The following is a 25835-nucleotide window of genomic DNA, read 5'->3' as shown; positions in this document are numbered from 1 at the left end:
TGCCAACACCCTTATTCGAAGGGCCTGTTGACTATTTCTCCACCTCGGCGGCGAGCCTGGCGAGCAGCGCGTCGTAGATCCGGCCGAGCCCCTTGGGCGCGAAGGTCTTCTCGAAGAAGCCGCCGATTCCGCCGGCACCCTGCCAGGTGCTGGTGACCACGACCCGGGACTTGCCCTCGCCGGCCGGGGTGACCCGCCAGGTGGTGACCATGGAGGAGTTGCGGTCCTTCTCGACGAGTTCGCCGTCGCTCGGCTCGCTGACCTCCAGCAGGCAGTCGCGGATGCGCTTGCTGGTGGCCTGGAGCTTCCAGTGCACGAGGGTGCCTTCGCCGTCGCCGCCCTCGCGGACCTCGTACTCGCTGAAGTGCTCGGGGAGCAGCTTCTCGCGCGCGCCGCTGTAGTCGGCGAGCGTGTCGAACACCGTCTCCGCGTCCGCGGCGACGATCCGCTCCGTCGTGGCCTCGACCTGCGCCATCGGGTTCCTCCAGGGCTGGTTCTCGGGGACGGGGCAAGCCAACCACCCCGCCGCCCGGCCACCAAATCCGGGGGCGCGAAACGGCCCCGTGCGACTCACCCGCACGATCAAGGGAACATGTGTTCTATTCTGTGGGGAGTGCTACCGAGGAGGCGTCATGCGCTGGGAGAACCTCACGGACTCCGACCACGCCCGGGCCGCCGATCCCGCGCTGTTCGGCGCGGACGCGGTGACCACCCGCACCTTCGACACGCCCGAGTTCCGCGGCATCACCTTCCACGAGGTGCGGGCCCGCTCGATCCTCAACCGGGTGCCGGGCGCCTCGCGGATGCCGTTCGAATGGACGGTGAACCCGTACCGGGGCTGCTCGCACGCGTGCGTGTACTGCTTCGCGCGCAAGACGCACAGCTATCTGGACCTCGACACGGGCCTCGGCTTCGACTCGCAGATCGTCGTCAAGGTGAACGCCCCCGAACTGCTGCGCCGCCAGCTGGCCTCCCACCGCTGGCAGGGCGAGCACGTGGCGATGGGCACCAACGTCGACTGCTACCAGCGTGCCGAGGGCCGCTACCGCCTCATGCCGGGCATCATCACGGCCCTGACCGAGCGGGCGAACCCCTTCTCGATCCTCACCAAGGGCACGCTGATCCTGCGCGACCTGGACCTGCTGACCCGGGCGGCGCGCGTCACGGACGTCGGCATCTCCGTCTCGGTCGGCTTCACCGACACCGAGCTGTGGCGCACGGTGGAGCCCGGCACGCCCGCACCGGAACGCCGGCTGGACGTCGTACGGACCCTGACCGAGCACGGCATCGGCTGCGGGGTGCTGATGGCGCCGGTCATTCCCTTCCTCGGCGACGAGCCGGCGCAGCTGCGCGCCACGGTCCGCGCCATCGCCGCGGCCGGCGCCACGTCGGTGACACCGCTGGTCCTGCATCTGCGCCCGGGCGCCCGGGAGTGGTTCATGGCCTGGCTCGGACAGCACCACCCGCACCTGGTACGCCGCTACGAACGCCTGTACGCGGAGGGCGCCTACGCCCCGAAGTGGTACCAGCGCCGGATCACGGGCCAGGTGCACGCCCTGGCCCAGGAGTACGGCATCGGACCGACGCGCCCGGGAATGCCGCGCCGGGCCGAGGGGGCGGAGCGGGCGGAAGCGTCCCCTGCGACGGAGCCGGTGCAGCTGTCGTTCATGTGAGGTCAGGTGGCCGGATCACCGGCATCCGTCGGCGCGTCCTGCGATTCGGCCGCAGCCGGCGATCCCATGCGGCCGGGCCATGCCCGAGCCGAAGCCGCTGCACGCCGACGACGCCGCGTCCCGGAACGTTCTGACCAAGGCCGGGTTCGCCCCGGTCGGGTCATGCGGCCCCCGGGGCGCCCTGACTCCGCGGGGCCAGTGTGCGCAGCACGCAGAACTCGTTGCCCTCGGGGTCGGACATGACCACCCAGCTCCGTTCGAAGTCGAGGGCCTCGCACCAGAAGGACGCGAGTCTCTCCGGATCGTGGCAGTCAACGGCCAACTCCGTGAACCGACTTGTCATGGCTCTCCCCGGTAGTGCGGACGCGCCCAGCGTACGGACCACGCCGCGTCCGCCGCGAGGAAAACCGGGGGAACCGACGGGGCGCCTAACCGGACGAGGCCTCCCCCTGCCGGCGCACCATTTCCGTGATCCACGTGGGAGCGAACGGGGACGTACAGCCCGGGGGTGTGGGGTAGTCCTTGAGGACCTCCAGGCGTTCGCCGATGCCGATCGCGCGGGAGCGGTACTCCGCGTGGTCGATGCCGATGCGGGCCAGGCAGTGGTTCATCGCCCACTGGAGGCGGTCCGGGGCGTCCTTCATCTCCGCCTCGATCACGTCGAGCAGTCCCGCGAGGTCGAGGCCCTCGGGCTTCTTCGTCACGCGTTCGGTGGTCAGCGCCCAGCCGGCGCTCGCGACCACGGGGTCCGGATCGGCGGACCAGGCCAGGCGCAGGTCCTCGGCGTGGGGGTTCTTCTTCACCACGTGGTTCACGAGCCAGTCGTGCACTTTGGGTGTGCGCGCCTCGCGCACCATCGCGTCCAGCTCGTCACGTCCGAACGCCTTGGGGCGGCAGATCAGGGTCGCCAGGAGCCTGGCCGCGGTGTCGCCCGTCCGCCAGAGCCCGCCCGCGAGTTCGTGCTGCGTCTTCAGCCGCTTCGCGAGGGCGCGCAGCTTGCCGAGGTTCACGCCGTGATCGTCGCCGTGTCGCTCGTTGACCGCGCGCACCTTCGGGTCCTCGAGCGCGGCCAGCTCGGCCGTCACCTCGGCGACCGTCGGTCCGGTCGGCGCCGTCCGGGTCATGTCGGCCTCCTGTTCCTCACCTGCGCGGTTCAGCCTAGCGACCGGGCGGTCCGGCGAGCGTGTCTTCGACGGCCGGCCCGCCCGGCCCGGCCTCGCGGCCGGTCGAGAGCATTCGGGGGGATCCGGCGGCCCAATCGGGTCACGTACGGACAGATCGCGTTCCTCCGGGGGCGCTTCCCGGGACGATGCGGCGAGGACCGTGACCCGCGCGGACCGCAGCCCTCCATCAGCCTCTCCGTCCTGGGAGTCTCCATGAGACAACGCGCAGCCGTGCTGTGCGGCGCCGCCGTCATCGCGGCCGGTGCCGTCACGGCCGTCCCCGCCGAGGCCGGCGCCCCGCTGCCCGCGGGCGCCCCGCGCGCCGCCGGGATCGACTGGAAGAAGTGCGGGACGGACGACTATCCGACGCTGCAGTGCGGGTCGCTCACGGTGCCGCTCGACCACGCCCGCCCGGCCGGGAAGCGGATCACCCTGGCCCTGTCCCGCGTCCCGCACACCGCCGAGACGTACCAGGGCCCGCTGCTGGTCAACCCGGGCGGTCCCGGCGGCAGCGGTCTGACACTCGCCGGGTTCGTGGCGTCCTCGCTGCCCAGGAAGGTGGCCGCCCAGTACGACGTCATCGGCTTCGACCCGAGGGGTGTCGGCAAGAGCGAGCCGGCCCTGGACTGCCGACCGGGCCACTTCTCCGCGGTGCGCCCCGACACCCTGCCGGCCACGCCGGCCGTCGAGCAGGCCAACCTCACGCGCGCGAAGTCCTTCGCGGAGGCCTGCGGCAGGAAGTACGCGGAGGTCCTGCCCCACATCGACACCGTCAGCGCCGTGCGGGACATGGACGCGATCCGCGGGGCACTCGGCTCGGAGAAGATCAACTACTTCGGCTACTCCTACGGCACCTACCTGGGCGCCGTCTACGGCAAGCTCTACCCCCAGCGGGTGCGGCGCCTGGCCCTGGACTCGGTCGTCGACCCGACCGACGTGTGGTACCGCGCCAACCTCGACCAGGACCACGCCTTCGACGACCGCCACCGCGCCTTCATGGCCTGGATCGCGAAGTACGACACGACGTACGGGCTCGGTACCGACCCGGAGCGGATCGAGGCGGCGTGGTACGCGATGCGGGCGGCGCTCGCGAAGAACCCCGCCGGTGGCACGGTGGGTGCCGCGGAGCTGGAGGACACCTTCCTGCCGGGCGGCTACTACAACGGCTACTGGCCCTACCTGGCGGAGGCGTTCGCGGCGTACGTGAACGACGGAAAGACCGCCCCGCTCGTCGAGGCGTACGAGAACTTCGGCGCGCTGGACGCCTCGGGCGACAACGGCTACAGCGTCTACACCTCGGTGCAGTGCCGCGACGCCGGCTGGCCGCGCGACTGGGACGAGTGGCGCGAGGACAACTGGGACGCGTACGAGAAGGCGCCCTTCATGACCTGGAACAACGCCTGGTACAACGCACCGTGCGCCTTCTGGCCGACGGCCGCGCGGCAGCCGGTGAACGTGGCGAACCAGCAGCTGCCGCCCGCGCTGCTGTTCCAGGCCACGGGTGACGCGGCCACCCCGTACGAGGGCGGCGTCGCGGTGCACCGGCTGCTGGGCGACTCCAGCCTGGTCGTCGAGCAGGGCGGCGGCAACCACGGCATCACGCTGAGCGGGAACGCCTGCCTGGACGAGCACCTGGCCGCCTATCTGGCCGACGGCACCGTGCCGCGCGGCACCGGTGAGGCCGACGCCGTGTGCGCGACGCTGCCCGACCCGGAACCGCTGGAGTCCAAGGCGGCGTCGACGTCCTCGCGCGGCTCCACGCTGCACGGCCTGCTCGGCTTCCGGGGCTGACGCCGAACGCTCCCGGCGCCTGACGGGCCGTCGGGGGCGTTGTCGGTGCCATGGTCCACCATGGGGGCATGAGTGAGCTGACCAGGATCGCCGCCCCCGACGGGGTCGCCCCCGCCGCCCAGTACAGCCACGTCGTCCTCGGTACGGGGCGGTTCGTGGCCGTCTCCGGCCAGCTCGCGCTGGACGAGCACGGCACGCTCGTCGGTGAGGGCGACGCGGCGGCGCAGGCCCGGCAGGTCTTCGAGAACCTGCGGCGCTGCCTGTCCGCGGCCGGCGCCGGCTTCGACGACGTGGTGAAGCTGACCTTCTTCGTCACGGACATGGCGCACATGCCCGCGATCCGCGCGGCGCGCGCCGAGCACATACCCGACGACCGGCTGCCGGCCGCCTCGGCGGTGCAGGTCGCCTCGCTGGTGCGTCCCGAGTTCCTGATGGAGATCGAGGCGTTCGCGGTCGTGGCCCCGTGAGCGGGCCGCGCGTGCGGGAGATGACGCTCGCCGACTGCGACCGCGTGGCCGAGATCCGCGTCCGGGGCTGGCAGTCGGCCTACCGGGGCCTGATGCCGCAGCCGTACCTCGACGGACTCAGCGTCACCGAGGACGCCGAGCGGCGCCGCGCCCTCTTCACCCGGGCACCGGCCGGCCTGGTGAACCTGGTCGCGGAGGACGACGCCGGCGACGTCGTCGGCTGGGCCTGCCACGGGCCGTACCGGGAGGGCGAACTGCGCACGGTGGACGCCGAGTTGTACGCGCTCTACGTCGACACCGGCCGTTTCGGCGGCGGTGTCGGACAGGCCCTGCTGCGGGAGTCGGCAGGCCGGTGCGCAGCCGCCGGGCATCCGCGGATGCTGCTGTGGGTGCTCGAGGGCAACGCCCGCGCCCGGCGTTTCTACGAGCGGGCCGGTTTCCACGCCGACGGCGCCGTGGAGTCGTCCGACGTGGACGGCGTCCCGGTGCCCGAGGTGCGGTACGCCAGGCCGCTCACCGGCTGACGGAGCGTACCGGCCGGCGGCTCACCGCCGACCCGGGATCCGCGCCAGCGCCCGCACCGCCGCCTCGGCCAGCGCCGGGTGGGCGAGGGCGTCCTTCAGCACGGGCGCGGCCCGTTCGTCGCCGAGCGAGCCGAGGCCCTCGACACAGGCGAGCGCCACGCGCCGGTACGGGTCGTGCGGGCGCAGCCGGCGCCCCAGGGTGGTGATCAGCGCGGGCACCGCCTCCGGGGCGCGCAGCTCGACCAGCAGGCGCACCGGTTGCAGTGCGTAGGCGACGCGCAGTTCGTTGGTGGCGAGGGCGGCGGCGGCGCGGGCGGTGCGCGGGTCGCCGAGCCGGGCGAGGGCGTGGGCGGCCGAGGCGCAGCGCGGTGGGTCGCGGTGGTTGAGGAGCAGCACCAGGGACTCGAAGGCCCGCCGGTCCCCGGCCACCCCGAGCCGGAACGCGGCCAGCTCGCGGGCCCACAGCGGCCGGCCGGGCTCGGTGAGCACCGCGGCCAGTGCGTCGTGGTCCCCGGTCTCGGCGAGCCGGTCGCACGCAGCCACGGCGTCCGGCGTGCCGGAGGCGGCCGCCTCGGCCCGTAAGCGCTCCGTGAGCGATCGCAACTCTTCGTCCATGACTCCGAGGTTAGGCGGGTCACACGCCACGTGGGACCTACATCACGAACACCGGGGGCTGGCGCGCTCGTTACCCGCGAGTTAATCTCAGACGAGCGGGTCACCCACTCGCAGCACTCCTCACGACGGTTTGGTGACGCAGCCTTCGTGAGAGCAGATCAGCAGGTTCGGTGCCTCGGGCACCGCAGTGCGACCCGGCCTCGGGACAGGGCCGGTCGGACCCCGCCGCCGCCCGGGCGTGTGCACGCCCTGCGGACGGCACCGGGCGTGTGCGCATGCAGCCCGGCAACACCCGCACTCCTCTCCGTACGCACCCGGTGCGCCCCTCGGCGCACCCGGGCGTTCCGTCGTCACCCTCATTCCAGGAGTCCCGCGATGGCCACTCCCCAGTCCGACACCCCTCTGTCCCCGCTCCGCACCGTCGCCGTCGTCGGCCTCGGCACGATGGGCACCGGTATCGCCGAGGTCCTGGCCCGGGCCGGCCGTGACGTGGTCGGCATCGACATCAGCGAGGCGCAGGCCGCGACGGCTGTCGCCGCGCTGGAGGCGTCCACCGCCCGTGCCGTGGAGCGCGGGCGCCTGACCGAGCGGGAGCGCGCCGACGCCCTCGCCCGGGTCCGCACCGCCACCGACCTGCGGGCCGCGGCCGACGCCGACCTCGTCATCGAGGTGGCACCGGAGTCGTACGAGATCAAGCAGCAGATCTTCCGGGAACTGGACGGGATCGTGCGCCCCGGGACGATCCTGGCGACCGGCACCAACGCGCTGTCGGTGACCCGGCTGGCCGCGGACTCGGCCCGTCCGGAGCGGGTGCTGGGCCTGCACTTCTTCAACCCGGCCCCGGCGATGAAGCTGGTGGAGGTCGTCTCCTCCGTGCTGACCGCGCCGGCCGCCGTCGCGGCGGTCACCGACCTCGCCCTGGACCTCGGCAAGGAGCCCGTCGCGGTGGGCGACCGGCCCGGTTTCGTGGCCGACGGGCTGCTGTTCGGGTACCTCAACCAGGCCGCGGCGATGTACGAGGCGAACTACGCCTCCCGCGAGGACATCGACGCCGCGATGCGGCTCGGCTGCGGGCTGCCGATGGGTCCGCTGGCGCTGCTGGACCTGATCGGCGTGGACACCGCGCGTACGGTCCTGGAGGCCATGTACTCCGCCTCCCACGACCGTCTGCACGCCCCCGCGCCCATCCTGAAGCAGCTCAGCGAGGCGGGTCTGACCGGCCGCAAGGCGGGACGCGGCTTCTACACCTACGAGGCGCCCGGCAGCGCGGCCGTCGTGCCGGACGCCCTGACCCCGCGCGCGAGCGGCAGTCCCGTCGCCGGCCGTACCGTGCGCTCCGTGGGCGTCGCGGGCTCGGGCACCATGGCGTCCGGCATCGCGGAGGTGTTCGCCAAGGCCGGGTACGAGGTCGTCCTCGCCGCCCGCAGTGCGGAGAAGGCGCAGACGGCCAAGGCCCGCATCGGCAAGTCCCTGGCGCGCAGCGTCGACAAGGGCAGGCTCACCGCCGAGGCCGCCGCCGAGACGCTGGAGCGGATCACGCCGACGGGGACGTACGACGACTTCGCCGACGTCGAGCTGGCCGTGGAGGCGGTCGCGGAGGACCTGGAGGTCAAGCGGCAGCTGTTCGCCACGCTGGACAAGGTCTGCAAGCCCGGCGCGGTGCTGGCCACCACCACCTCGTCCCTGCCCGTCGTCGCCTGCGCCCGCGCCACCTCGCGCCCGCAGGACGTGATCGGCATGCACTTCTTCAATCCGGCGCCGGCCATGAAGCTGGTCGAGGTGGTCCGTACGGTGCTGACGGCGGACGACGTGCACGCCACCGTCCGCGAGGTCTGCGCCAAGGTCCGCAAGCACGCCGTGGACTGCGGCGACCGGGCCGGGTTCATCGTGAACGCGCTGCTGTTCCCGTACCTCAACAACGCGGTCAAGATGGTGCAGGAGCACTACGCGACGCTCGACGACATCGACGCGGCGATGAAGCTGGGCGGCGGCTATCCGATGGGCCCGTTCGAGCTGCTGGACGTGGTCGGGCTGGACGTGTCGCTGGCCATCGAGAAGGTGCTGCACCGCGAGTTCCGCGACCCGGGGCTGGCCCCGGCGCCCCTGCTCGAGCACCTGGTGGCCGCCGGCTGCCTCGGCCGCAAGACGGGTCGCGGCTTCCGCGAATATGCCCGCCGCTGAGCCGGGTCCCGGCGACTGGTTCCGGTCCGAGGAGGACTGGGGCGGACTGCTCGATCCGGCCGGGTCTCCCCCGCCCTTCGCGGGCGGGGGAATCCCCGGTCATGCGCATCAATCTGCGCACATGCAGTACGTTCGGGTCATGTCCCAGCCCGCCAAGTCCTCACGTACACCAGCTGCGCCCGACGCGCCGGAGAGCGCGGCCGGCAGCCGAGCCGCCGCCCAGCGGCTCAAAATGCGCCGGGAGCTGGCGGCCGCGGCGATGGAGCTGTTCGCGACCAAGGGGTACGAGGCGACCACCGTCGACGAGATCGCGGCCGCGGCCGGCGTCGCACGCCGCACGTTCTTCCGTCACTTCCGCTCCAAGGAAGAAGCGATCTTCCCGGACCACGACGACACCCTGGTCCGCGCCGAGGCCGTGCTCAACGCGGCGCCCGCGCACGAGCATCCGCTCGACACCGTGTGCCGCGGCATCAAGGAAGTCATGAAGATGTACGCGGCCCGGCCGGAGATCTCGGTCGCCCGCTACAAGCTCACGCGCGAGGTGCCCACCCTGCGCGAGGCGGAGATCGCGTCGGTGGCCCGCTACGAGCGCCTCTTCACCCGGTATCTGCTCGGCCACTTCGACGAGCACGCGCACGACGACGACGCCAACGACGACCCGCTGCTGGCGGAGGTCGCCGCGTCCGCCGTGGTCACCGCCCACAACCACGTGCTGCGGCGCTGGCTGCGGGCGGGCGGGCAGGGCGACGTGGAGGCGCAGCTCGACCACGCCTTCGCGATCGTGCGCAAGACGTTCGGCACGGGCATCGGCGCCGGGCGCAGCACGGCGTCCTCGCGGCCGGCCTCCTCCGCGGTCTCCGTGGAGGGCGAGGTGCTGGTGACGGTCGCCCGCACCGACGCCCCGCTGCACGAGATCATGCGCACCATCGAGCAGGCGCTCAAGGAGCGCTGACCGACTTTTCCCCTGTGACGACGGCCACCCATCGGGTGGCCGTTTTTGCATGTCAACGCCCCTTTTTCACCCCGTGCGAGACCCCATTCGATCGATCATCGCTCATATGTTGCGTAAAGATTTCATCTGAGTGCAGTTTCTGGCACTCAGTGCCTTGCGGGGTGACACGCGGTGTCATACGTTGAAGGTGTCCGGGCTGTCCCCGCACTCATCCCCTGCGCGCCCGGCGCCTGCGTCACAGGCACTTTCACCAACCCTCTGCTAGCACCGACGTACCCCTCAGCGCCCCTCCCTCAGGGCGCTCACCGCCGGAGGCAACACCGTGACCGTGAAGGACATCCTGGACGCGATCCAGTCGCCCGAATCCACGCCGGCCGACATCGCCGCGCTGCCGCTCCCCGAGTCGTACCGCGCGATCACCGTGCACAAGGACGAGACCGAGATGTTCGCGGGCATGGAGACCCGCGCCAAGGACCCGCGCAAGTCGATCCACCTCGACGAGGTGCCCCTGCCCGAGCTGGGCCCGGGCGAGGCCCTGGTGGCCGTCATGGCCTCCTCGGTCAACTACAACTCGGTGTGGACCTCGATCTTCGAGCCGCTGTCGACGTTCGGCTTCCTGGAGCGGTACGGCCGCACCAGCGAGCTCGCCAAGCGCCACGACCTGCCGTACCACATCATCGGCTCCGACCTGGCCGGCGTCGTCCTGCGCACCGGCCCGGGCGTCAACGCCTGGCAGCCCGGCGACGAGGTCGTCGCGCACTGCCTCTCCGTGGAGCTGGAGTCGTCCGACGGCCACAACGACACGATGCTCGACCCCGAGCAGCGCATCTGGGGCTTCGAGACCAACTTCGGCGGCCTCGCCGAGATCGCCCTCGTCAAGTCCAACCAGCTGATGCCCAAGCCGGGCCACCTCAGCTGGGAGGAGGCCGCGGCCCCGGGCCTGGTCAACTCCACCGCGTACCGCCAGCTGGTCTCCCGCAACGGCGCCCAGATGAAGCAGGGCGACAACGTCCTGATCTGGGGCGCGAGCGGCGGCCTCGGCTCCTACGCCACGCAGTTCGCGCTGGCCGGCGGCGCCACCCCGATCTGCGTCGTCTCCAGCGAGCAGAAGGCGGACATCTGCCGGTCGATGGGCGCCGAGCACATCATCGACCGCAACGCCGAGGACTACCGGTTCTGGAAGGACGAGAACACCCAGGACCCGAAGGAGTGGAAGCGCTTCGGCAAGCGCATCCGCGAGTTCACCGGCGGCGAGGACATCGACATCGTCTTCGAGCACCCCGGCCGCGAGACCTTCGGCGCCTCCGTCTACGTCACCCGCAAGGGCGGCACCATCACGACGTGCGCCTCGACCTCGGGCTACATGCACGAGTACGACAACCGCTACCTGTGGATGTCGCTGAAGCGCATCATCGGCTCCCACTTCGCCAACTACCGCGAGGCCTGGGAGGCCAACCGCCTCATCGCCAAGGGCAAGATCCACCCGACGCTCTCCAAGGTGTACTCGCTCCAGGACACCGGCCAGGCCGCGTACGACGTCCACCGCAACCTCCACCAGGGCAAGGTCGGCGTGCTGTGCCTGGCCCCCGAGGAGGGCCTGGGCGTGCGCGACGAGGAGATGCGCGCCCAGCACATCGACGCCATCAACCGCTTCCGGAACATCTGAGGAGCGCCGCATGACTGAGCGTCAGAAGGACCGGCCGTGGCTCATGCGCACGTACGCCGGTCACTCCACGGCCGAGGCGTCCAACGAGCTGTACCGGCGCAACCTCGCCAAGGGGCAGACGGGTCTGTCGGTCGCCTTCGACCTGCCGACCCAGACCGGCTACGACTCCGACCACATCCTCGCCCGCGGCGAGGTCGGCCGGGTCGGCGTGCCCGTCGCGCACCTCGGTGACATGCGCCGGCTGTTCCAGGACATCCCCCTGGAGCAGATGAACACCTCGATGACCATCAACGCCACGGCCATGTGGCTGCTGGCGCTCTACCAGGTCGTCGCCGAGGAGCAGGGCGCGGACATCACCCGGCTCCAGGGCACGACCCAGAACGACATCGTCAAGGAGTACCTGTCCCGGGGGACGCACGTCTTCCCGCCGGGACCGTCCCTCCGCCTGACGACGGACATGATCGCGTACACGGTCTCCCACATGCCGAAGTGGAACCCGATCAACATCTGCAGCTACCACCTGCAGGAGGCGGGCGCCACGCCGGTGCAGGAGATCGCGTACGCGATGTCCACCGCGGTCGCCGTGCTCGACGCGGTGCGCGACAGCGGCCAGGTGCCGCAGGAGCGCATGGGCGACGTGGTCGGCCGCATCTCCTTCTTCGTGAACGCGGGCGTCCGCTTCGTCGAGGAGATGTGCAAGATGCGGGCCTTCGGGCAGATCTGGGACCGCGTCACCCGCGAGCGGTACGGCATCGAGGACCCCAAGCACCGCCGCTTCCGCTACGGCGTCCAGGTCAACTCCCTCGGCCTGACGGAGGCCCAGCCGGAGAACAACGTCCAGCGGATCGTCCTGGAGATGCTGGCGGTCACCCTCTCCAAGGACGCCCGGGCGCGTGCCGTGCAGCTGCCGGCCTGGAACGAGGCCCTCGGCCTGCCCCGCCCCTGGGACCAGCAGTGGTCCCTGCGCATCCAGCAGGTACTGGCGTACGAGAGCGACCTGCTGGAGTACGGCGACCTCTTCGAGGGCTCGAAGGTGGTCGAGGCGAAGGTGGACGAGCTGGTCCGGGAGTCGCTCGCCGAGATGGAGCGGATCGAGGAGATGGGCGGCGCGATGGCGGCCGTCGAGTCCGGCTACCTCAAGTCGCAGCTGGTCGCCTCGCACGCCGAACGCCGGGCCCGGATCGAGTCCGGCGAGGAGAAGATCATCGGTGTCAACGCCTTCCAGGGCACCGAGCCGAACCCGTTGACCGCCGACCTGGACACCGCGATCCAGACCGTCGACCCGGCGGTGGAGGCCCGCGTCATCGCCTCGCTCCAGCACTGGCGCGACACGCGGTACCAGCCGCCCTTCAACCACCCGCGCCCCTGCAAGGCGCTGGAGAAGCTGAAGGAGGCCGCCAAGGGCACCGACAACCTCATGGAGGCCACCCTGGAGTGCGCCCGCGCCGGCGTCACGACCGGCGAGTGGGCCGGGGCGCTGCGCGAGGTGTTCGGCGAGTTCCGGGCGCCGACCGGGGTGTCGTCGGCGCCGGTCGCGGTCGCCGCGGAGGAGGGCTCGGCCCTGGCCGAGGTGCGCCGGAAGGTGGAACTGACGGCTCGCGACCTGGGCGTCGGCAAGCTGCGGTTCCTGGTCGGCAAGCCGGGTCTGGACGGCCACTCCAACGGCGCCGAGCAGATCGCCGTGCGGGCCCGCGACGCCGGGTTCGAGGTGGTCTACCAGGGCATCCGGCTCACCCCCGAGCAGATCGTGGACGCCGCGATCGCGGAGGACGTGCACGCGGTGGGCCTGTCCATCCTGTCCGGCTCGCACGCCCAGCTCGTGCCGGACGTGCTCGAACGGCTCCGTGTGGCCGGTGCCACAGATATACCGGTGATCGCCGGTGGCATCATCCCGAACGGTGACGCCGAAGAACTGCGGGCCGCGGGAGTGGCCGCGGTCTTCACCCCGAAGGACTTCGACATCACCGGCATCATCGGCCGGATCGTCGACGAGATCCGGAACGCGAACAAGCTCGACCCCCTGGAGGTCCCCGCATGACGACCGTCAACCGCCTTCGCCCCCGGCGCTCCTGCCTGGCCGTACCGGGCTCGAACCCGCGCTTCCTGGAGAAGGCCCAGGGCCTCCCCGCCGACCAGGTCTTCCTCGACCTGGAGGACGCCTGCGCGCCGCTGGCCAAGCCGGAGGCACGGCACACGATCGTCAAGTTCCTCAACGAGGGCGACTGGACCGGCAAGACCCGCGTCGTGCGCGTCAACGACTGGACGACCGAGTGGACGTACCGCGACGTCGTGACGGTCGTCGAGGGCGCCGGCCCGAACCTGGACTGCATCATGCTGCCGAAGGTGCAGGACGCCCAGCAGGTCGTCGCGCTGGACCTCCTGCTGACCCAGATCGAGAAGACGATGGGCTTCGAGGTCGGCCGCATCGGCATCGAGGCGCAGATCGAGAACGCGCAGGGCCTCAACAACGTCAACGAGATCGCGCAGGCCAGCCCGCGGGTCGAGACCATCATCTTCGGTCCGGCCGACTTCATGGCGTCCATCAACATGAAGTCGCTCGTCGTGGGCGAGCAGCCGCCCGGCTACCCGGCGGACGCCTACCACTACATCCTGATGAAGATCCTGATGGCCGCCCGTGCCAACAACCTCCAGGCGATCGACGGCCCCTACCTCCAGATCCGCAACGTGGACGGCTACCGCGAGGTCGCGCAGCGCGCCGCCGCCCTCGGCTTCGACGGCAAGTGGGTGCTGCACCCCGGCCAGGTCGAGGCGTCCAACGAGATCTTCTCGCCCTCCCAGGAGGACTACGACCACGCCGAGCTGATCCTGGACGCGTACGACTACTACACCTCCGAGGCGGGCGGCAAGAAGGGCTCCGCGATGCTTGGCGACGAGATGATCGACGAGGCCAGCCGCAAGATGGCCCTGGTCGTCTCCGGCAAGGGCCGCGCCGCCGGCATGCAGCGCACCAGCAAGTTCGAGATCCCGGAGGCCTGAGCGCGATGCAGTTCGGACGCACCTACGAGGAGTTCGAGGTCGGGGCGACGTACAAGCACTGGCCCGGGAAGACGGTCACGGAGTACGACGACCACCTGTTCTGCCTCCTCACCATGAACCACCACCCGCTCCACATGGACACGAACTACGCCGAGAAGACGACGGACTTCGGCAAGAACGTGGTGGTCGGGAACTACGTCTACTCCCTCCTGCTGGGCATGTCCGTGCCGGACATCTCCGGCAAGGCGATCGCCAACCTGGAGATCGAGTCGCTCAAGCACGTGGCGCCGACCTTCCACGGCGACACCGTCTACGGCCAGACCACCGTGCTCGACAAGTGGCCCTCCAAGTCGAAGAACGACCGGGGCATCGTCCACGTCGAGACCAAGGGCTACAAGCAGGACGGCACGCTGGTCTGCGTCTTCCGCCGCAAGGTGATGGTGCCGACCGAGACGTACATCAAGGAGCGCGGCGGCGAGCAGCCGGGCCGCCCCGAGCTGAAGGAACAGGGGAAGTAGATGAGCCGCCTCGCCCAGACCCACGGCCTCACGGACGTCCAGCGGGAGATCCTCTCCACCGTCCGGGACTTCGTGGACAAGGAGATCATCCCGGTCGCGACCGAGCTGGAGCACCGGGACGAGTACCCGCAGGACATCGTGGACGGGCTGAAGGAGCTGGGCCTGTTCGGCCTGATGATCCCGGAGGAGTACGGGGGCCTGGGCGAGTCGCTCCTGACGTACGCGCTGTGCGTGGAGGAGATCGCCCGCGGCTGGATGTCGGTGTCCGGCATCATCAACACGCACTTCATCGTGGCGTACATGCTCAAGCAGCACGGCACGCAGGAGCAGAAGGACCACTTCCTGCCCCGCATGGCCGCCGGTGACATCCGGGGCGCGTTCTCCATGTCGGAGCCGGCGCTCGGCTCCGACGTGTCGGCGATCTCCTCGAAGGCGGTGAAGGACGGCGACGAGTACGTCCTGAACGGCCAGAAGATGTGGCTGACGAACGGCGGTACGTCCTCGCTGGTGGCCGTTCTCGTCAGGAGTGACGAGGGTCACCCCGAGGGCACGGCGCCGCACAAGTCGATGACGACCTTCCTGGTGGAGAAGGAGCCCGGCTTCGGCGAGGTCCGTCCCGGCCTCACCATCCCCGGCAAGATCGACAAGATGGGCTACAAGGGCGTCGACACGACCGAGCTCATCATGGACGGCCTGCGCATTCCGGCCGACCGGGTGCTCGGCGGCGTCACCGGCCGAGGTTTTTACCAAATGATGGACGGCGTCGAGGTCGGCCGCGTCAACGTGGCGGCGCGTGGCTGCGGTGTCGCTCAGCGTGCCTTCGAGCTGGGTGTCCAGTACGCCCAGCAGCGTCACACTTTCGGCAAGCAGATCGCCCAGCACCAGGCCATCCAGTTCAAGCTGGCCGAGATGGCTACCAAGGTGGAGGCCGCGCATGCGATGATGGTGAACGCTGCACGCAAAAAGGACTCGGGCGAACGAAACGACCTGGAAGCGGGGATGGCCAAGTACCTCGCCTCCGAGTACTGCAAAGAGGTCGTGGAGGACGCCTTCCGGATCCACGGCGGCTACGGCTTCTCCAAGGAGTACGAGATCGAGCGGCTCTACCGCGAGGCTCCGATGCTGCTGATCGGTGAAGGCACCGCCGAGATCCAGAAAATGATCATCGGCCGCAGGCTGCTCGAAGAGTATCGATTCCAGGGTTAGATGTCCGGATACGGGGTGTTTTCTTGGAGAAGAAGGTCACACCCCGTAGGCACTGTTCGGCCGCCGACTCGGCTTCCTGGCTTACCCAGTTGCGGCTGATAGCCGCTACGATCGCCGGAAAGCCGCCGTCCCCCGTCAGAGCGCGGCATCATCCGCTACGAAGGTCATCCATGCCCCACAGCCAAACCTCTGCACCTCGCGACAGCCTCGCCGGCGTACGCCTCGCGCGCGGAGCATCGCCGTGGCTTCTGCCGACCGTCGCCACCGCAGCCGTCAGCCTGCTCCGCGCCCGCCGCTCGGGCGCGGCCAAGGCCGTCGCCGTCCCCACCACCGCGCTCGCGGCGGGGATGCTGTGGTTCTTCCGCGACCCCGAGCGCGAGATCACCCAGGGCCGGGTCATCTCGCCCGCCGACGGTGTGGTGCAGAGCATCATGCCGTGGAAGGACGGCCGTACCCGCGTCGCGATCTTCATGAGCCCGCTCAATGTCCACGTCAACCGCGCGCCCCTGTCGGGCACGGTGACGTCGGTCGAGCACATCCCCGGTGGCTTCGTTCCCGCCTTCAACAAGGAGAGCGAGAACAACGAGCGGGTGGTGTGGCACTTCGACACCGAGCTCGGTGACATCGAGATGATCCAGATCGCCGGCGCGGTGGCCCGCCGCATCGTCCCGTACGTGCCGCGGGGCACGAAGGTCGACCAGGGCGAACGGGTCGGTCTGATCCGCTTCGGCTCGCGCGTCGACCTGTACCTGCCGGAAGGCGTGGAGGTCGCGGTCGAGGTGGGACAGAAGACGGTGGCTGGGGTGACTCGCATTGACCGTGATTGATCCACAGACCCAGGCCGGGTGGGTGCCCGAGGCCGACGAGGTGGACGACGACGAGGAGATGCCGCTCTCGCTCCGCCTGTCGATAGCGGACACCCTCACTCTCGGCAACGCCACGTGCGGCTTCATGGCGGTGTACTTCACCACCACCGGCATCCTGATCCCGCACCTGACGGGCAGCGAGGAGTCGGGCATGGCCCGGCACAGCGCGGCGACCGCGGTCATCCTGATGCTGTGCGCGGCGATCTTCGACCTGTTCGACGGGCTCGTGGCGCGCAAGCTGCGCAGCTCGCCGATGGGTGCCGAGCTGGACAACCTGTCCGACCTGATCAGCTTCGGACTGGCGCCGGCCTACTTCGTCCTGGTCTACGGGATGGTCGCGCACGACGCGTATCAGCGGGTCGCGGCGGTGGGCGCGATCGTGGTGCTGCTGGCGGTGGTGCTGAGGCTTGCGAGATTCTCCTGCGTCACCGTGAAGGACGGCACGTTCCAGGGCATGCCGTCGCCGTTCGGAGCGCTGACGGTGGTCTCGATCGTGCTGCTGGAGCTGCCCTTCGTGGCGACGCTCCTGGCCATCATCGGGACGGCCTGGCTGATGGTGAGCCGGGTCGAGTACCCGAAGCCGCGGGGACGCCTCGCGGTGGCGATGCTGTCGTGGATCGTCCTGTCGATGGGCCTGCTGGCCGGCTGGGCGTTCGACGCGCCGAGCGGGCAGCTGCTGCTGCAGACGGGGTGTGCGCTCCAGCTGGTGATGGGCGCGGTGATCCCCCTGTTCGCCACCGCTCGCAGGGTGAACAACTTCCGTGACAATCGGCGGGAGGCGCGGGCGGCGCAATTGCCGTAGCGCTACCGCTGAGTGGGGCCCCGGACCCGGGTTGGGTTCGGGGCCCTTCTGTTTGTGCGTGCCCGGCGCCGGTGCCGGCCTCCTTGGGGGCTCCGCCCCCAGACCCCCGGGCCTGTTCCCACCCACCACCCGACTCGGTAGGGACGCAGGTGAGGCTCCTCAGCCTGTCCGGCGTTTGAGGACGAGGCCCGTTCAGGGCCGAATCGGGGGTCCGGGGGCGGAGCCCCCGGGAAGGGGAAGGGGAAGGGGCGGCGGGGGGCGAGAACCCCCCGCGTCCCCGCTACGCCAGGAAGTCCCGGGCGATCCGCTCCGCGACCCGCTCCAGGATCGGCCCCGCATCGGCGATGCACTTCGCCACGTCCGGCTCCACATCCGTCAGCGGATACGCCCGCCGGATCCCGGCCCGTCCCAGCGCCTCCGCCGGCAGCGCCAGCCGCCCGCAGACCGCGACGACCTCCTTGCCCGCGGCCCGGGCCGCCGCCGCGACACCCGCCGGCGCCTTCCCGTGCAGGGTCTGCTCGTCCAGCGAGCCCTCCCCCGTGATCACGAGTTCGGCCCGCTCCAGCGCCGGCGCGAAGCCCAGCACGTCCAGCATCACCTCGATGCCGGCCCGGAACCGCGCCCCGAGCAGCAGCGCGCCGTAGCCGATACCGCCCGCGGCACCCGCACCCGGCGAGGCCGCGTAGGCGGCGGCGCGGGCCCCCACCGCCCCCTCCAGCACCTTCGCGAAGTGCGCGAGAGCCGCGTCCAGCGTCTCCACGTCGGCCGGGGAGGCGCCCTTCTGCGGTCCGTAGACGGCCGGGGCGCCCTTGGGCCCGGTCAGCGGATTGTCGACGTCGCTGGCGAGTACCAGCTCGACGTCCGTGAGCCGCGAATCCAGGCCGGACAGATCGGCCGAGGCGACGTCGGCGAGACCCCCGCCGCCCGGCGCCACCGGCTCGCCGTCCGCGCGCAGGAACCGCGCGCCCAGCGCGGAGAGCATCCCCGCGCCGCCGTCCGTGGTCGCACTGCCGCCGACGCCGAACACGATCGTCCGGGCCCCCGCGTCCAGCGCGGCCCGCAGCAGCTCGCCCGAGCCGTACGTGGAGGCGGTCAGCGGGGCCAGGACACCGGCGGGCAGCCGCTGCAGCCCGCTCGCCTCGGCCATCTCCACGACCGCGGTGTCGCCGCGCAGCGCGAACGCCGCCGTCACCTCGTCACCGAGGGGCCCGGCGACCCGCACTTCCCGGCGTTCGAACCCGGCCGCGACCGCCGCGGCCACGGTGCCGTCGCCGCCATCGGCCACAGGCAGCGACTCGACGTCGACGTCCGGCACGACCCGGCGCAGCCCGGCCGCGACCCGCTCGGCGACCTCGACGGCCGTCAGCGAACCCTTGAACTTGTCCGCGGCGACGAGCACCCGGCGGGCCCCGTCCACTGCAGCGTCAGCCACCTTGCTCTCCCCTTGCTCTTCGGGCCTTGCGCACGTCAAGGCAGTCGCGCCGCTGCGACCTTAACCGGAGCACACCCTCGCCGTCATGCCCCGACCGCTCCGTGGAACACCCCGCCGGACGGACATACCCTGCCAGGATGACGACCCTCGACTACGCCACGTACATCGCCGGACTCCCCCGCGTGCTCGCCGGTGCCGCCGTGCTGTTCCGGGACGCCGCGGGCAGCGTGCTGCTCGTGGAGCCGAACTACCGGGACGGCTGGACCCTGCCGGGCGGGACCATCGAGTCGGACGACGGCGAGACCCCGCGCCAGGGCGCCCGGCGCGAGACCCTCGAGGAGATCGGGCTGGACGTACCGCCCGGCCGGCTGCTCGTGGTGGACTGGGTGCCGGGTCTCGGCCGGCCGCCGCTGGTGTCGTACGTGTACGACGGCGGGGTCCTCGGCGAGGACGACCTCAAGGCGGTCCGTCTCCAGGAGGAGGAGCTGCTGTCCTGGCGCCTGGTGCCGCGCGCCGACCTGGCCGGCCACCTCCTCGGCTCGTTGCACGGACGGGTCCTGGCCGCCCTCGACGTACTGGAGGACGGCTCGGGGACCGCCGAGCTGGAGAACGGTGTCCGGGTCGGCCGGTAGGCGGTCGACGGGTCAGAACAGGGCGTCGGTGAGGCGGTCGATCTGGTCCGGGTCCGAGGACCAGCAGTAGAGGACGACCTCGTCGGCGCCGATGCCGCGGAAGGCGTCCACGGCCGCGCGGATCTCCCGGGCGGTCGTGAGCAGGCCCTGCGTCATGTACTCGGCCCGGCCGGTGAAGGCGTAGTAGTCGCGCAGAGCGCGCCGGGCCCGGTCCGCCGTGCTGTCGGGGCCGAGGGCGACGCTCGCCTGGGCCACCAGGCGCGGCCGGCCGGGGCGGTCGTGCCTGCGCCAGACCGCCTCGACGGCGCGGAACAGGCCGGCCATGTGCTCGGCGGGCAGCGCGGCGCCGAGGAAGCCGTCGCCGAAGCGGCCGACCCGTTCGAGGGCGGCCGGGGCGAAGCCGCCGAACAGCACCTCGGGCCCGCCGGGCGTCGCGGGGCGCGGGCCGATGGCGCCCACGTCCTGCCCGTAGGGCTCGCCCGCCCAGACGCGGCGGAGCCGGGTCATCTGCTCGTCGAGGCGGCGGCCCCGGCGGTGGATGTCGATGCCGGCGGCGAGGCAGTCGTCCTCGCGGCCGCCGACGCCGATGCCGAGGGTGAAACGGCCGCCCGACAGACGGTCGAGGGTCGCGGTCTGCTTGGCGAGGAGCGCGGTGCTGTGCACCGGGGCGATGAGGACCTCGGTCTGCACGCGGATGCGGGACGTGGCGCCCGCGAGGGCCGCGAGGGTGACGAGGGGTTCGGGATTGTCGTAGACGAGCCGGTCGAGCAGGCCGAGCGTGCTGAACGGGCCCGCGTCGGCGCGCCGGGCCCAGGTCAGCAGCAGGGCGGGGTCGTCGATGGGAAGGCCGAGGCCGATCTTCATGGGAGTGTCCTTGGGAGGCATGCCTGACAGTGGCGCCGCCCCTCCATGGCTCCGCGCGGCTGTGCGCGGGCTCGCTCCCGTTCTGCGGCATCGTTCGAGAGAGCGAGTTCTTCAGAGTGCCGCGAGGCTAGTCCGTCCCGCCGGGCGTCGGCAACGCCTTTTCGCCCGGCCGGCCCGGCCCGGTCCTAGAACAGTGCCGCCCCGGTCGTCCCGCGTTCGAAGTCGAGCAGCCGCTGCTTGCGTTCCAGGCCGCCGCCGTAGCCGGTGAGGCTGCCGCTCGCGCCGATGACGCGGTGGCAGGGGACGATGATGCCGATCGGGTTGCGGCCGTTGGCGAGACCGACGGCGCGGGAGGCGTTGGGGGTGCCGAGGGCGCCGGCGAGTTCACCGTAGGTGCGGGTCTCGCCGTAGGGGATCTTCCGGAGCTGGTCCCAGACCGTGCGCTGGAAGGGGGTGCCCTCGAGGCGCAGGGGGACGGTGAAGTCCAGCAGGTCGCCGGAGAAGTACGCCTCCAGTTGTTCCTCGGTCTCGGCGAACGGCCGTTCCGCGCGGGCGCCGAAGGTCTCCTCCGGCGGGCGGTGGCGCTGGTCGGTCATGTAGAGGCCGCACAGGACGCCGTCCTCGGCGACCAGGGTGAGCGGGCCGTACGGGCTGTCGATCACGGTGTGCTGTTTCAGGGATGACACGGGTGGGTCCTCACACGGGCAGGAAGTTGATCGGGTGGCTGTCGGTCGCCCACAGGTACTGGACCGCGTACGCCCGCCAGGGCCGCCAGGCCGCCGCGCGTGCGGTGAGCGCCGCCGGGGTGGAGGGCAGGCCCAGCTCGCGTGCGGCGCGGCGGATGCCGAGGTCGGTGGGGAGGAAGGCGTCGGGGTCGCCGAGGGCGCGCATCGCGATGACGTCGGCGGTCCAGGGGCCGAAACCGGGGAGGGCGAGGAGCCGGGCGCGGGTGTCCGCCCGGTCGGTCTCGACGCCGAGGTTGAGCGAACCGTCGGCGAGGTGGCGGACGAGGGTGGTGAAGGTGGTGCGGCGGGTGCGGGGCATCGCCAGGGTGTCCGGGTCCACCTCCGCCAGGGTCCGCGCCGACGGGAACAGGTGGGTCAGGCCGCCCTCGGGGTCGTCCACCGGGTCGCCGTGTGCCGTGACCAGGCGGGCCGCGTGGGTGCGGGCGGCGGCGGTGGAGACCTGCTGGCCGAGGACGGCCCGTACGGCGAACTCCGCCTCGTCGACCGTGCGCGGGACGCGGCGGCCGGGCGCCTTGTCGACCAGCGGCGCGAGCAGCGGATCGGTGCGCAGCTGGTCGTCGACGGCCGTCGGGTCGGCGTCCAGGTCGAGCAGGCGCCGGCAGCGGCTGATGGCGACGGTCAGGTCGCGCAGGTCGGTGAGGGTGAGCCGGCAGGCGACGTGGTCGGGGGCGGGACTGAGGGCGACGACGCCGTGTCCGTACGCGAGGCGCAGGGTGCGGCGGTAGGCGCCGTCCCGCCACTCCTCCACGCCGGGTACGGCGGTGGCGGCGAGGTGGCCGAAGAGGTTGTCGGGGTTGAGGGGGGCGCGGAAGGGGAGGCGGAGGGTCAGGGCGCCGCCGGGGGCCTGGACCGGCCGGTCCTTGGGGGCGCGGCGGGCGCGCAGCTCGCTCGGGGCGAGCGCGAAGACCTCGCGGACCGTGTCGTTGAAGGTCCGCACGGAGGAGAAGCCGGCCGCGAAGGCGATGTCCGCCATCGGCAGCGGGGTCGTCTCGATGAGCAGCCGGGCGGTCTGGGCGCGCTGCGCGCGGGCGAGGGCGAGGGGGCCCGCGCCCAGCTCGGCGAGCAGCTGGCGTTCGATCTGCCGGGTGCTGTAGCCGAGCCGGGCGGCGAGGCCGGGGACGCCCTCGCGGTCCACGATGCCGTCGGCGATCAGGCGCATGGCGCGGGCGGTGAGGTCGGCCCGCTGGTTCCACTCCGGGGAGCCGGGGCTGGTGTCCGGGCGGCAGCGTTTGCACGCCCGGAACCCGGCCTGCTGGCAGGCCGCCGCGCTCGGGTAGAAGGTCATGTTCTCGGGCTTGGGCGGCACCACGGGGCAGCTGGGCCGGCAGTAGATGCGGGTGGTCAGGACAGCGGTGAAGAACCAGCCGTCGAAGCGCGCGTCCTTGGACCGGACGGCGCGCACGCAGCGCTCGGTGTCGGTGTGCATTCCCGTCTGCATGCGTCCAGGATGGTCCACCGGACGGGCCGGGGCTGGCGAGAATCCGACATGGACCTCACGCTTCCTGGGATCCGCCGGATCGCCACGCGGACTCGCGCAGCAGCCGCAGCCCGTTGAGGCCTACCAGCACGGTCGAGCCCTCGTGCCCGGCGACGCCGAGCGGCAGCGGGAGGTGGCCGATCAGGTCCCACAGGACGAGCACGGTGATGAAGGTGCCGGCGATGACCAGGTTCTGCAGGACCAGCCCGCGGGCGCGCCGGGACAGGCGGACGACCGCGGGTACGGCCGTCAGCTCGTCGCGGACCACGACCGCGTCCGCCGTCTCCAGGGCCAGGTCGGAGCCCGCGCGGCCCATGGCGATCCCGGCGTGGGCCGCGGCGAGGGCGGGGGCGTCGTTGACCCCGTCGCCGACGAAGAGCACCTTGCGGCCGGCCCGCTCCCTCTCCCGTACGGCCTCCACCTTGCCGTCGGGCAGCAGGTCGGCGCGGACGTCGGTGATGCCGGTCGCGGCGGCCACACGGGCGGCGGCGGAGGCGTTGTCGCCGGTGAGCAGGGCGGGGGCGGTGCCGGTGAGGGCGGTGAGCGCGGCGGTGGCCGTGGCGGCGTCGGTGCGGAGGCGGTCGGTGAGGGCGAGGGTGCCGAGCGGGGTGCCGTCGCGGGTGACCTGGACGGTGGTCTCGGCGCCCTCGGGTGCCTCGGCGCGGCCGACGTGCACCTCACGGCCCTCGACCACGGCCGTGACACCGCGGCCCGGGGTCGCCTCGAAGTGCTCCGCGGGCGCGACGCGCAGGCCGCGTGTGCGGGCGGCGGCGACGATCGCACGGGCCAGCGGGTGCTCGCTGGGGTGCTCGGCGGCGGCCGCCAGGGCGAGGAGGGCGTCCTCGTCGAGGCCGGAGCCGGGCAGGGGGCGTACGGCGGTCACCTCGGGGGTGCCCTCGGTGAGGGTGCCGGTCTTGTCGAGGGCGGCGGTGTCGATCTCGCCGAGGCGTTCCATGGCGACCGCCGACTTGACGAGGACGCCGTGGCGGCCGGCGTTGGCGATGGCGGACAGCAGGGGCGGCATCGTGGCGAGGACGACCGCGCAGGGCGAGGCGACGATCATGAAGGTCATGGCCCGCAGCAGGGCGTCGGTGAGGTCGGCGCCGAAGGCCAGGGGGAGGCCGAAGACCGCGAGGGTGGCGGCCACCACGCCGACCGCGTAGCGCTGCTCGATCTTCTCGATGAACAGCTGCGTCGGCGCCTTGGTGCGGGACGCCTCCTCGACCAGGGCGACGATGCGGGCGATCACCGAGTCGGCGGGGTCGCGGTCCACGCGGACGCGCAGGGCGCCGGTGCCGTTGAGGGTGCCGGCGAAGACGTCGTCGCCGGGGCGCTTGAGGACCGGGAGGGACTCGCCGGTGATGGTGGCCTGGTCGACCTCGCCGGTGCCGTCGAGCACCGAGCCGTCGGCGCCGATGCGCTCCCCCGGCCGGACCAGGAGGACGTCGCCGACGGAGAGCTCGGCGGTCGGGACGGCCTCCTCGCGGTCGCCGGTGAGCCGGGTCGCGGTGGTGGGCGCGAGGTCGAGCAGGCCGCGCACGGAGTCGGCGGTGCGGGCGGTGGCCAGGGCCTCCAGGGCGCCGGAGGTGGCGAAGATGACGATCAGCAGGGCGCCGTCGAGGACCTGCCCGATGGCCGCCGCGCCGAGCGCCGCGACGATCATCAGCAGGTCCACGTCCAGGGTCTTCTCGCGCAGTGCGCGCAGGCCCTCCCGTGCCGGTTCCCAGCCGCCGGCGGCGTAGGCGACCGCGTAGAGCGGACCGTACGTCCAGGCGGGAGCGCCGCCGAGGTCCAGGGGGAGCGCCGCGAGGAAGGCGAGCAGCGACGCGAGGGCCCAGCGTGCCTCGGGCAGGGCGAGGACGCGGGTGCGGCGGACGGGCGCCGGCCCGGCGGGCGAGGAGACGGGGGTGGGAGCGAGGGTGGTGGACACGCGGCCACCATACAGGAACGCATGAAGACTCATTCATTCATTCATCCGTTCATGCGTGCGGGTGGGTGCGTAAGATGACCGGCATGGGTCATGGAGCCGCCACCACCGCGCAGGACGCAGTCGAGCGTGTGCGCCTGGACGCGGACAACGTCGCCAAGGTCGCCACCACGCTCCAGGCCCTGTCCACGCCCTCCCGGCTGCTGATCCTCGCGCGGCTGCGCGAAGGTCCGCTGCCCGCCACCGAGTTGGCGGCGGAGGTCGGCATGGAGCAGTCGGCCTGCTCCCACCAGCTGCGCCTGCTGCGGAACCTGGGGCTCGTGGTGGGTGAGCGGCGCGGCCGGTCGGTGGTGTACGCGCTGCACGACCACCATGTGGCCGAGCTGCTCGACCAGGCCGTCTACCACGTGGAGCATCTGCGGCTGGGAATCAGCGACGCTTCTCGGTGAGCAGCCGCCGCATGTCCTCGGCGGCGCGTACGGCCGCGTCCGCGCAGCAGTTGTTGAACAGCACGTGCAGCTCGTCCGTCTGCCGGGCCGCACGCCGCAACCGGGGCACCCAGGCGGCGAGTTCGGCCACGTCGTAGTCGTGCCGGAAACGGTCCTCCTTGCTGCCCCTGCCCCACGCCGGGCTGCGGCCGTGGAACCGCACGACGGCGAGCGCGGGGCGGGTGACCGGCACGACGGGCGGCAGGGAGCCGGGCAGGCCCTGGGCAATGTCCACGCCGACGGCGGTGGCGCCGAGGCCGGTGAGCAGCGCCGTGGTCTCGTCCGCCCGGTGCGGCGCCCACCAGTCCGGGTGGCGGAACTCCACGGCGAGCGGCCTCTCCCCCGTGCGCCGCGCGCAGGCCCGGAGGATGTCCTCCGTCTCCGGGCCCGGCGCGAACCAGGGCGGGAACTGGAACAGCAGGGTGCCGAGCCGTCCGGCCGCCCGCAGCGGTTCGACGGCGTCGGTGAACCGTCCCCACACCTCGTCGAGGAGCGCCGCGCTCGCCCGCCCGCGCCGCAGCAGGCCGCGCTCCTCGCCGCCGAGGCCGTCCCGCAGGTCGGCCGGCAGGGCCTCGGGACGGGTGGGGTGGCCGGTCAGCAGCGAGAAGGCCTTCACGTCGAAGCGGAAGCCGTCCGGCGTGCGCTCCACCCACAGCTCGCTGTTGCGGCGGCTCGGCAACGCGTAGTACCCGGCGTCCACTTCGACGACGGGCAGCCGTGAGGCGTAGTGCCGCAGCCGTCCCTCGGCGTCCCGCCGTCCGCGTGGATACCAGCCGCTCGCGACGAGTTGCCGGTCCGTCCACGAGCATGCCCCGACCAGTACGTCACCCATGGGAGCCCGGTTACCC

General features: G+C 72.0%; 25 protein-coding genes. 15 read left to right on the top strand and 10 right to left on the bottom strand.

All coding sequences use genetic code 11. The annotated features are described in order from the left end of the window. Nucleotides 1-31: 31 nt before the first annotated feature. Complete coding sequence (locus tag IEZ05_RS23930) at nucleotides 32-475, bottom strand: SRPBCC family protein (RefSeq protein WP_189232286.1); 444 nt, start codon at nucleotides 473-475, stop codon at nucleotides 32-34. A gap of 157 nt (nucleotides 476-632) precedes the next feature. On the opposite strand from IEZ05_RS23930, the gene IEZ05_RS23925 reads away from it, so the two are divergent. Next, a complete protein-coding gene (locus tag IEZ05_RS23925; protein ID WP_189232285.1) occupies nucleotides 633-1673 on the top strand; it encodes an Rv2578c family radical SAM protein in 1041 nt (346 codons plus the stop codon). A 160-nt stretch (nucleotides 1674-1833) separates the two neighbouring features. Here the strand turns inward: IEZ05_RS23925 and IEZ05_RS23920 are convergent, their stop codons facing one another. Together IEZ05_RS23920 and IEZ05_RS23915 are read right to left on the bottom strand one after the other, a co-directional pair. Then, nucleotides 1834-2016 carry a VOC family protein gene (locus IEZ05_RS23920; protein ID WP_189232284.1) on the bottom strand — a complete coding sequence of 61 codons (183 nt, stop codon included), beginning with the start codon at nucleotides 2014-2016 and terminating at the stop codon, nucleotides 1834-1836. Nucleotides 2017-2101: 85 nt separating this feature from the next. After that, nucleotides 2102-2797 carry a DNA alkylation repair protein gene (locus IEZ05_RS23915; protein WP_189232283.1) on the bottom strand — a complete coding sequence of 232 codons (696 nt, stop codon included), beginning with the start codon at nucleotides 2795-2797 and terminating at the stop codon, nucleotides 2102-2104. A 252-nt stretch (nucleotides 2798-3049) separates the two neighbouring features. Between IEZ05_RS23915 and IEZ05_RS23910 the strand changes: the two genes are divergently transcribed. The 3 genes from IEZ05_RS23910 (at nucleotide 3050) to IEZ05_RS23900 (ending at nucleotide 5618) form a co-directional block, all read left to right on the top strand. Then, nucleotides 3050-4627 carry an alpha/beta hydrolase gene (locus IEZ05_RS23910; protein WP_189232282.1) on the top strand — a complete coding sequence of 526 codons (1578 nt, stop codon included), beginning with the start codon at nucleotides 3050-3052 and terminating at the stop codon, nucleotides 4625-4627. A 68-nt stretch (nucleotides 4628-4695) separates the two neighbouring features. Further along, a complete protein-coding gene (locus IEZ05_RS23905; protein ID WP_189232281.1) occupies nucleotides 4696-5094 on the top strand; it encodes a RidA family protein in 399 nt (132 codons plus the stop codon). A gap of 20 nt (nucleotides 5095-5114) precedes the next feature. Next, on the top strand, nucleotides 5115-5618 hold the full coding sequence (locus IEZ05_RS23900) for a GNAT family N-acetyltransferase (protein WP_189232482.1): 504 nt from the start codon (nucleotides 5115-5117) through the stop codon (nucleotides 5616-5618). A gap of 21 nt (nucleotides 5619-5639) precedes the next feature. Here the strand turns inward: IEZ05_RS23900 and IEZ05_RS23895 are convergent, their stop codons facing one another. Then, nucleotides 5640-6233, bottom strand: coding sequence for an adenylosuccinate lyase (locus IEZ05_RS23895; RefSeq protein ID WP_189232280.1), 594 nt, complete (start codon nucleotides 6231-6233; stop codon nucleotides 5640-5642). Between the two features lie 375 nt (nucleotides 6234-6608). Between IEZ05_RS23895 and IEZ05_RS23890 the strand changes: the two genes are divergently transcribed. The 9 genes from IEZ05_RS23890 to pssA all read left to right on the top strand — a co-directional run bounded on the left by IEZ05_RS23890 (nucleotide 6609) and on the right by pssA (nucleotide 17421). After that, nucleotides 6609-8414 (top strand): 3-hydroxyacyl-CoA dehydrogenase family protein, encoded by a 1806-nt coding sequence (locus IEZ05_RS23890; RefSeq protein WP_189232279.1) that lies wholly within the window; start codon nucleotides 6609-6611, stop codon nucleotides 8412-8414. Nucleotides 8415-8553: 139 nt separating this feature from the next. Next, the gene (locus IEZ05_RS23885; protein WP_229869828.1) at nucleotides 8554-9366 is read left to right on the top strand and encodes a TetR family transcriptional regulator; all 813 of its coding nucleotides are present in this window, start codon (nucleotides 8554-8556) and stop codon (nucleotides 9364-9366) included. Between the two features lie 322 nt (nucleotides 9367-9688). Further along, nucleotides 9689-11032, top strand: coding sequence for a crotonyl-CoA carboxylase/reductase (gene ccrA, locus IEZ05_RS23880; RefSeq protein WP_189232277.1), 1344 nt, complete (start codon nucleotides 9689-9691; stop codon nucleotides 11030-11032). Between the two features lie 10 nt (nucleotides 11033-11042). Further along, nucleotides 11043-13070 carry a protein meaA gene (locus tag IEZ05_RS23875; RefSeq protein ID WP_189232276.1) on the top strand — a complete coding sequence of 676 codons (2028 nt, stop codon included), beginning with the start codon at nucleotides 11043-11045 and terminating at the stop codon, nucleotides 13068-13070. After that, nucleotides 13067-14029, top strand: coding sequence for an HpcH/HpaI aldolase/citrate lyase family protein (locus IEZ05_RS23870; RefSeq protein ID WP_189232275.1), 963 nt, complete (start codon nucleotides 13067-13069; stop codon nucleotides 14027-14029). The genes IEZ05_RS23875 and IEZ05_RS23870 overlap by 4 nt, the downstream gene beginning before the upstream one ends. Nucleotides 14030-14034: 5 nt before the next feature. Beyond that, a complete protein-coding gene (locus IEZ05_RS23865) occupies nucleotides 14035-14547 on the top strand; it encodes a MaoC family dehydratase (RefSeq protein ID WP_043377938.1) in 513 nt (170 codons plus the stop codon). After that, nucleotides 14548-15753 carry an acyl-CoA dehydrogenase family protein gene (locus IEZ05_RS23860; RefSeq protein ID WP_189232274.1) on the top strand — a complete coding sequence of 402 codons (1206 nt, stop codon included), beginning with the start codon at nucleotides 14548-14550 and terminating at the stop codon, nucleotides 15751-15753. A gap of 170 nt (nucleotides 15754-15923) precedes the next feature. Next, the gene (locus IEZ05_RS23855; protein ID WP_189232480.1) at nucleotides 15924-16580 is read left to right on the top strand and encodes a phosphatidylserine decarboxylase; all 657 of its coding nucleotides are present in this window, start codon (nucleotides 15924-15926) and stop codon (nucleotides 16578-16580) included. Nucleotides 16581-16602: 22 nt separating this feature from the next. Next, nucleotides 16603-17421 (top strand): CDP-diacylglycerol--serine O-phosphatidyltransferase, encoded by an 819-nt coding sequence (gene pssA, locus IEZ05_RS23850; protein WP_189232481.1) that lies wholly within the window; start codon nucleotides 16603-16605, stop codon nucleotides 17419-17421. Nucleotides 17422-17701: 280 nt separating this feature from the next. Here the strand turns inward: pssA and IEZ05_RS23845 are convergent, their stop codons facing one another. Further along, a complete protein-coding gene (locus tag IEZ05_RS23845; protein ID WP_189232479.1) occupies nucleotides 17702-18838 on the bottom strand; it encodes a glycerate kinase in 1137 nt (378 codons plus the stop codon). A 152-nt stretch (nucleotides 18839-18990) separates the two neighbouring features. Between IEZ05_RS23845 and IEZ05_RS23840 the strand changes: the two genes are divergently transcribed. Further along, entirely contained in the window at nucleotides 18991-19485 is a 495-nt protein-coding gene (locus IEZ05_RS23840; RefSeq protein ID WP_189232273.1) for an NUDIX domain-containing protein, read from the top strand. Between the two features lie 12 nt (nucleotides 19486-19497). Here the strand turns inward: IEZ05_RS23840 and IEZ05_RS23835 are convergent, their stop codons facing one another. The 4 genes from IEZ05_RS23835 to IEZ05_RS23820 form a co-directional block, all read right to left on the bottom strand. After that, nucleotides 19498-20349: an LLM class flavin-dependent oxidoreductase gene (locus IEZ05_RS23835; protein ID WP_189232272.1), complete on the bottom strand. Its 852-nt coding sequence runs from the start codon at nucleotides 20347-20349 to the stop codon at nucleotides 19498-19500. Between the two features lie 185 nt (nucleotides 20350-20534). Continuing rightward, on the bottom strand, nucleotides 20535-21026 hold the full coding sequence (locus IEZ05_RS23830; RefSeq protein ID WP_189232478.1) for a methylated-DNA--[protein]-cysteine S-methyltransferase: 492 nt from the start codon (nucleotides 21024-21026) through the stop codon (nucleotides 20535-20537). Nucleotides 21027-21045: 19 nt separating this feature from the next. Beyond that, complete coding sequence (locus IEZ05_RS23825) at nucleotides 21046-22533, bottom strand: AlkA N-terminal domain-containing protein (protein ID WP_308426951.1); 1488 nt, start codon at nucleotides 22531-22533, stop codon at nucleotides 21046-21048. 55 nt (nucleotides 22534-22588) lie between these two features. Beyond that, nucleotides 22589-24535, bottom strand: a complete 1947-nt coding sequence (locus IEZ05_RS23820) for a heavy metal translocating P-type ATPase (protein WP_189232271.1) — start codon at nucleotides 24533-24535, stop codon at nucleotides 22589-22591. Nucleotides 24536-24585: 50 nt separating this feature from the next. Between IEZ05_RS23820 and IEZ05_RS23815 the strand changes: the two genes are divergently transcribed. After that, nucleotides 24586-24948, top strand: coding sequence for an ArsR/SmtB family transcription factor (locus tag IEZ05_RS23815; protein ID WP_189232270.1), 363 nt, complete (start codon nucleotides 24586-24588; stop codon nucleotides 24946-24948). On the opposite strand, the gene IEZ05_RS23810 is transcribed toward IEZ05_RS23815, so the two are convergent. Beyond that, nucleotides 24929-25819 (bottom strand): DUF72 domain-containing protein, encoded by an 891-nt coding sequence (locus IEZ05_RS23810; protein ID WP_189232269.1) that lies wholly within the window; start codon nucleotides 25817-25819, stop codon nucleotides 24929-24931. The genes IEZ05_RS23815 and IEZ05_RS23810 overlap by 20 nt on opposite strands. Nucleotides 25820-25835: the final 16 nt, after the last annotated feature.

Origin of the sequence: Streptomyces flaveolus (assembly GCF_014648815.1) — a bacterium.
Classification (GTDB): Bacteria; Actinomycetota; Actinomycetes; order Streptomycetales; family Streptomycetaceae; genus Streptomyces; species Streptomyces flaveolus.
This window is presented reverse-complemented; position numbering and strand designations above follow the sequence as displayed.

What these genes read in the sequence shown, in the direction of transcription:
- IEZ05_RS23930 (WP_189232286.1), bottom strand. Translation starts at nt 475, where the DNA reads ATGGCGCAGGTCGAGGCCACGACGGAGCGGATCGTCGCCGCGGACGCG.
- IEZ05_RS23925 (WP_189232285.1), top strand. Translation starts at nt 633, where the DNA reads ATGCGCTGGGAGAACCTCACGGACTCCGACCACGCCCGGGCCGCCGAT.
- IEZ05_RS23920 (WP_189232284.1), bottom strand. Translation starts at nt 2,016, where the DNA reads ATGACAAGTCGGTTCACGGAGTTGGCCGTTGACTGCCACGATCCGGAG.
- IEZ05_RS23915 (WP_189232283.1), bottom strand. Translation starts at nt 2,797, where the DNA reads ATGACCCGGACGGCGCCGACCGGACCGACGGTCGCCGAGGTGACGGCC.
- IEZ05_RS23910 (WP_189232282.1), top strand. Translation starts at nt 3,050, where the DNA reads ATGAGACAACGCGCAGCCGTGCTGTGCGGCGCCGCCGTCATCGCGGCC.
- IEZ05_RS23905 (WP_189232281.1), top strand. Translation starts at nt 4,696, where the DNA reads ATGAGTGAGCTGACCAGGATCGCCGCCCCCGACGGGGTCGCCCCCGCC.
- IEZ05_RS23900 (WP_189232482.1), top strand. Translation starts at nt 5,115, where the DNA reads ATGACGCTCGCCGACTGCGACCGCGTGGCCGAGATCCGCGTCCGGGGC.
- IEZ05_RS23895 (WP_189232280.1), bottom strand. Translation starts at nt 6,233, where the DNA reads ATGGACGAAGAGTTGCGATCGCTCACGGAGCGCTTACGGGCCGAGGCG.
- IEZ05_RS23890 (WP_189232279.1), top strand. Translation starts at nt 6,609, where the DNA reads ATGGCCACTCCCCAGTCCGACACCCCTCTGTCCCCGCTCCGCACCGTC.
- IEZ05_RS23885 (WP_229869828.1), top strand. Translation starts at nt 8,554, where the DNA reads ATGTCCCAGCCCGCCAAGTCCTCACGTACACCAGCTGCGCCCGACGCG.
- IEZ05_RS23875 (WP_189232276.1), top strand. Translation starts at nt 11,043, where the DNA reads ATGACTGAGCGTCAGAAGGACCGGCCGTGGCTCATGCGCACGTACGCC.
- IEZ05_RS23870 (WP_189232275.1), top strand. Translation starts at nt 13,067, where the DNA reads ATGACGACCGTCAACCGCCTTCGCCCCCGGCGCTCCTGCCTGGCCGTA.
- IEZ05_RS23865 (WP_043377938.1), top strand. Translation starts at nt 14,035, where the DNA reads ATGCAGTTCGGACGCACCTACGAGGAGTTCGAGGTCGGGGCGACGTAC.
- IEZ05_RS23860 (WP_189232274.1), top strand. Translation starts at nt 14,548, where the DNA reads ATGAGCCGCCTCGCCCAGACCCACGGCCTCACGGACGTCCAGCGGGAG.
- IEZ05_RS23855 (WP_189232480.1), top strand. Translation starts at nt 15,924, where the DNA reads ATGCCCCACAGCCAAACCTCTGCACCTCGCGACAGCCTCGCCGGCGTA.
- IEZ05_RS23840 (WP_189232273.1), top strand. Translation starts at nt 18,991, where the DNA reads ATGACGACCCTCGACTACGCCACGTACATCGCCGGACTCCCCCGCGTG.
- IEZ05_RS23835 (WP_189232272.1), bottom strand. Translation starts at nt 20,349, where the DNA reads ATGAAGATCGGCCTCGGCCTTCCCATCGACGACCCCGCCCTGCTGCTG.
- IEZ05_RS23825 (WP_308426951.1), bottom strand. Translation starts at nt 22,533, where the DNA reads ATGCAGACGGGAATGCACACCGACACCGAGCGCTGCGTGCGCGCCGTC.
- IEZ05_RS23820 (WP_189232271.1), bottom strand. Translation starts at nt 24,535, where the DNA reads ATGAGTCTTCATGCGTTCCTGTATGGTGGCCGCGTGTCCACCACCCTC.
- IEZ05_RS23815 (WP_189232270.1), top strand. Translation starts at nt 24,586, where the DNA reads ATGGGTCATGGAGCCGCCACCACCGCGCAGGACGCAGTCGAGCGTGTG.
- IEZ05_RS23810 (WP_189232269.1), bottom strand. Translation starts at nt 25,819, where the DNA reads ATGGGTGACGTACTGGTCGGGGCATGCTCGTGGACGGACCGGCAACTC.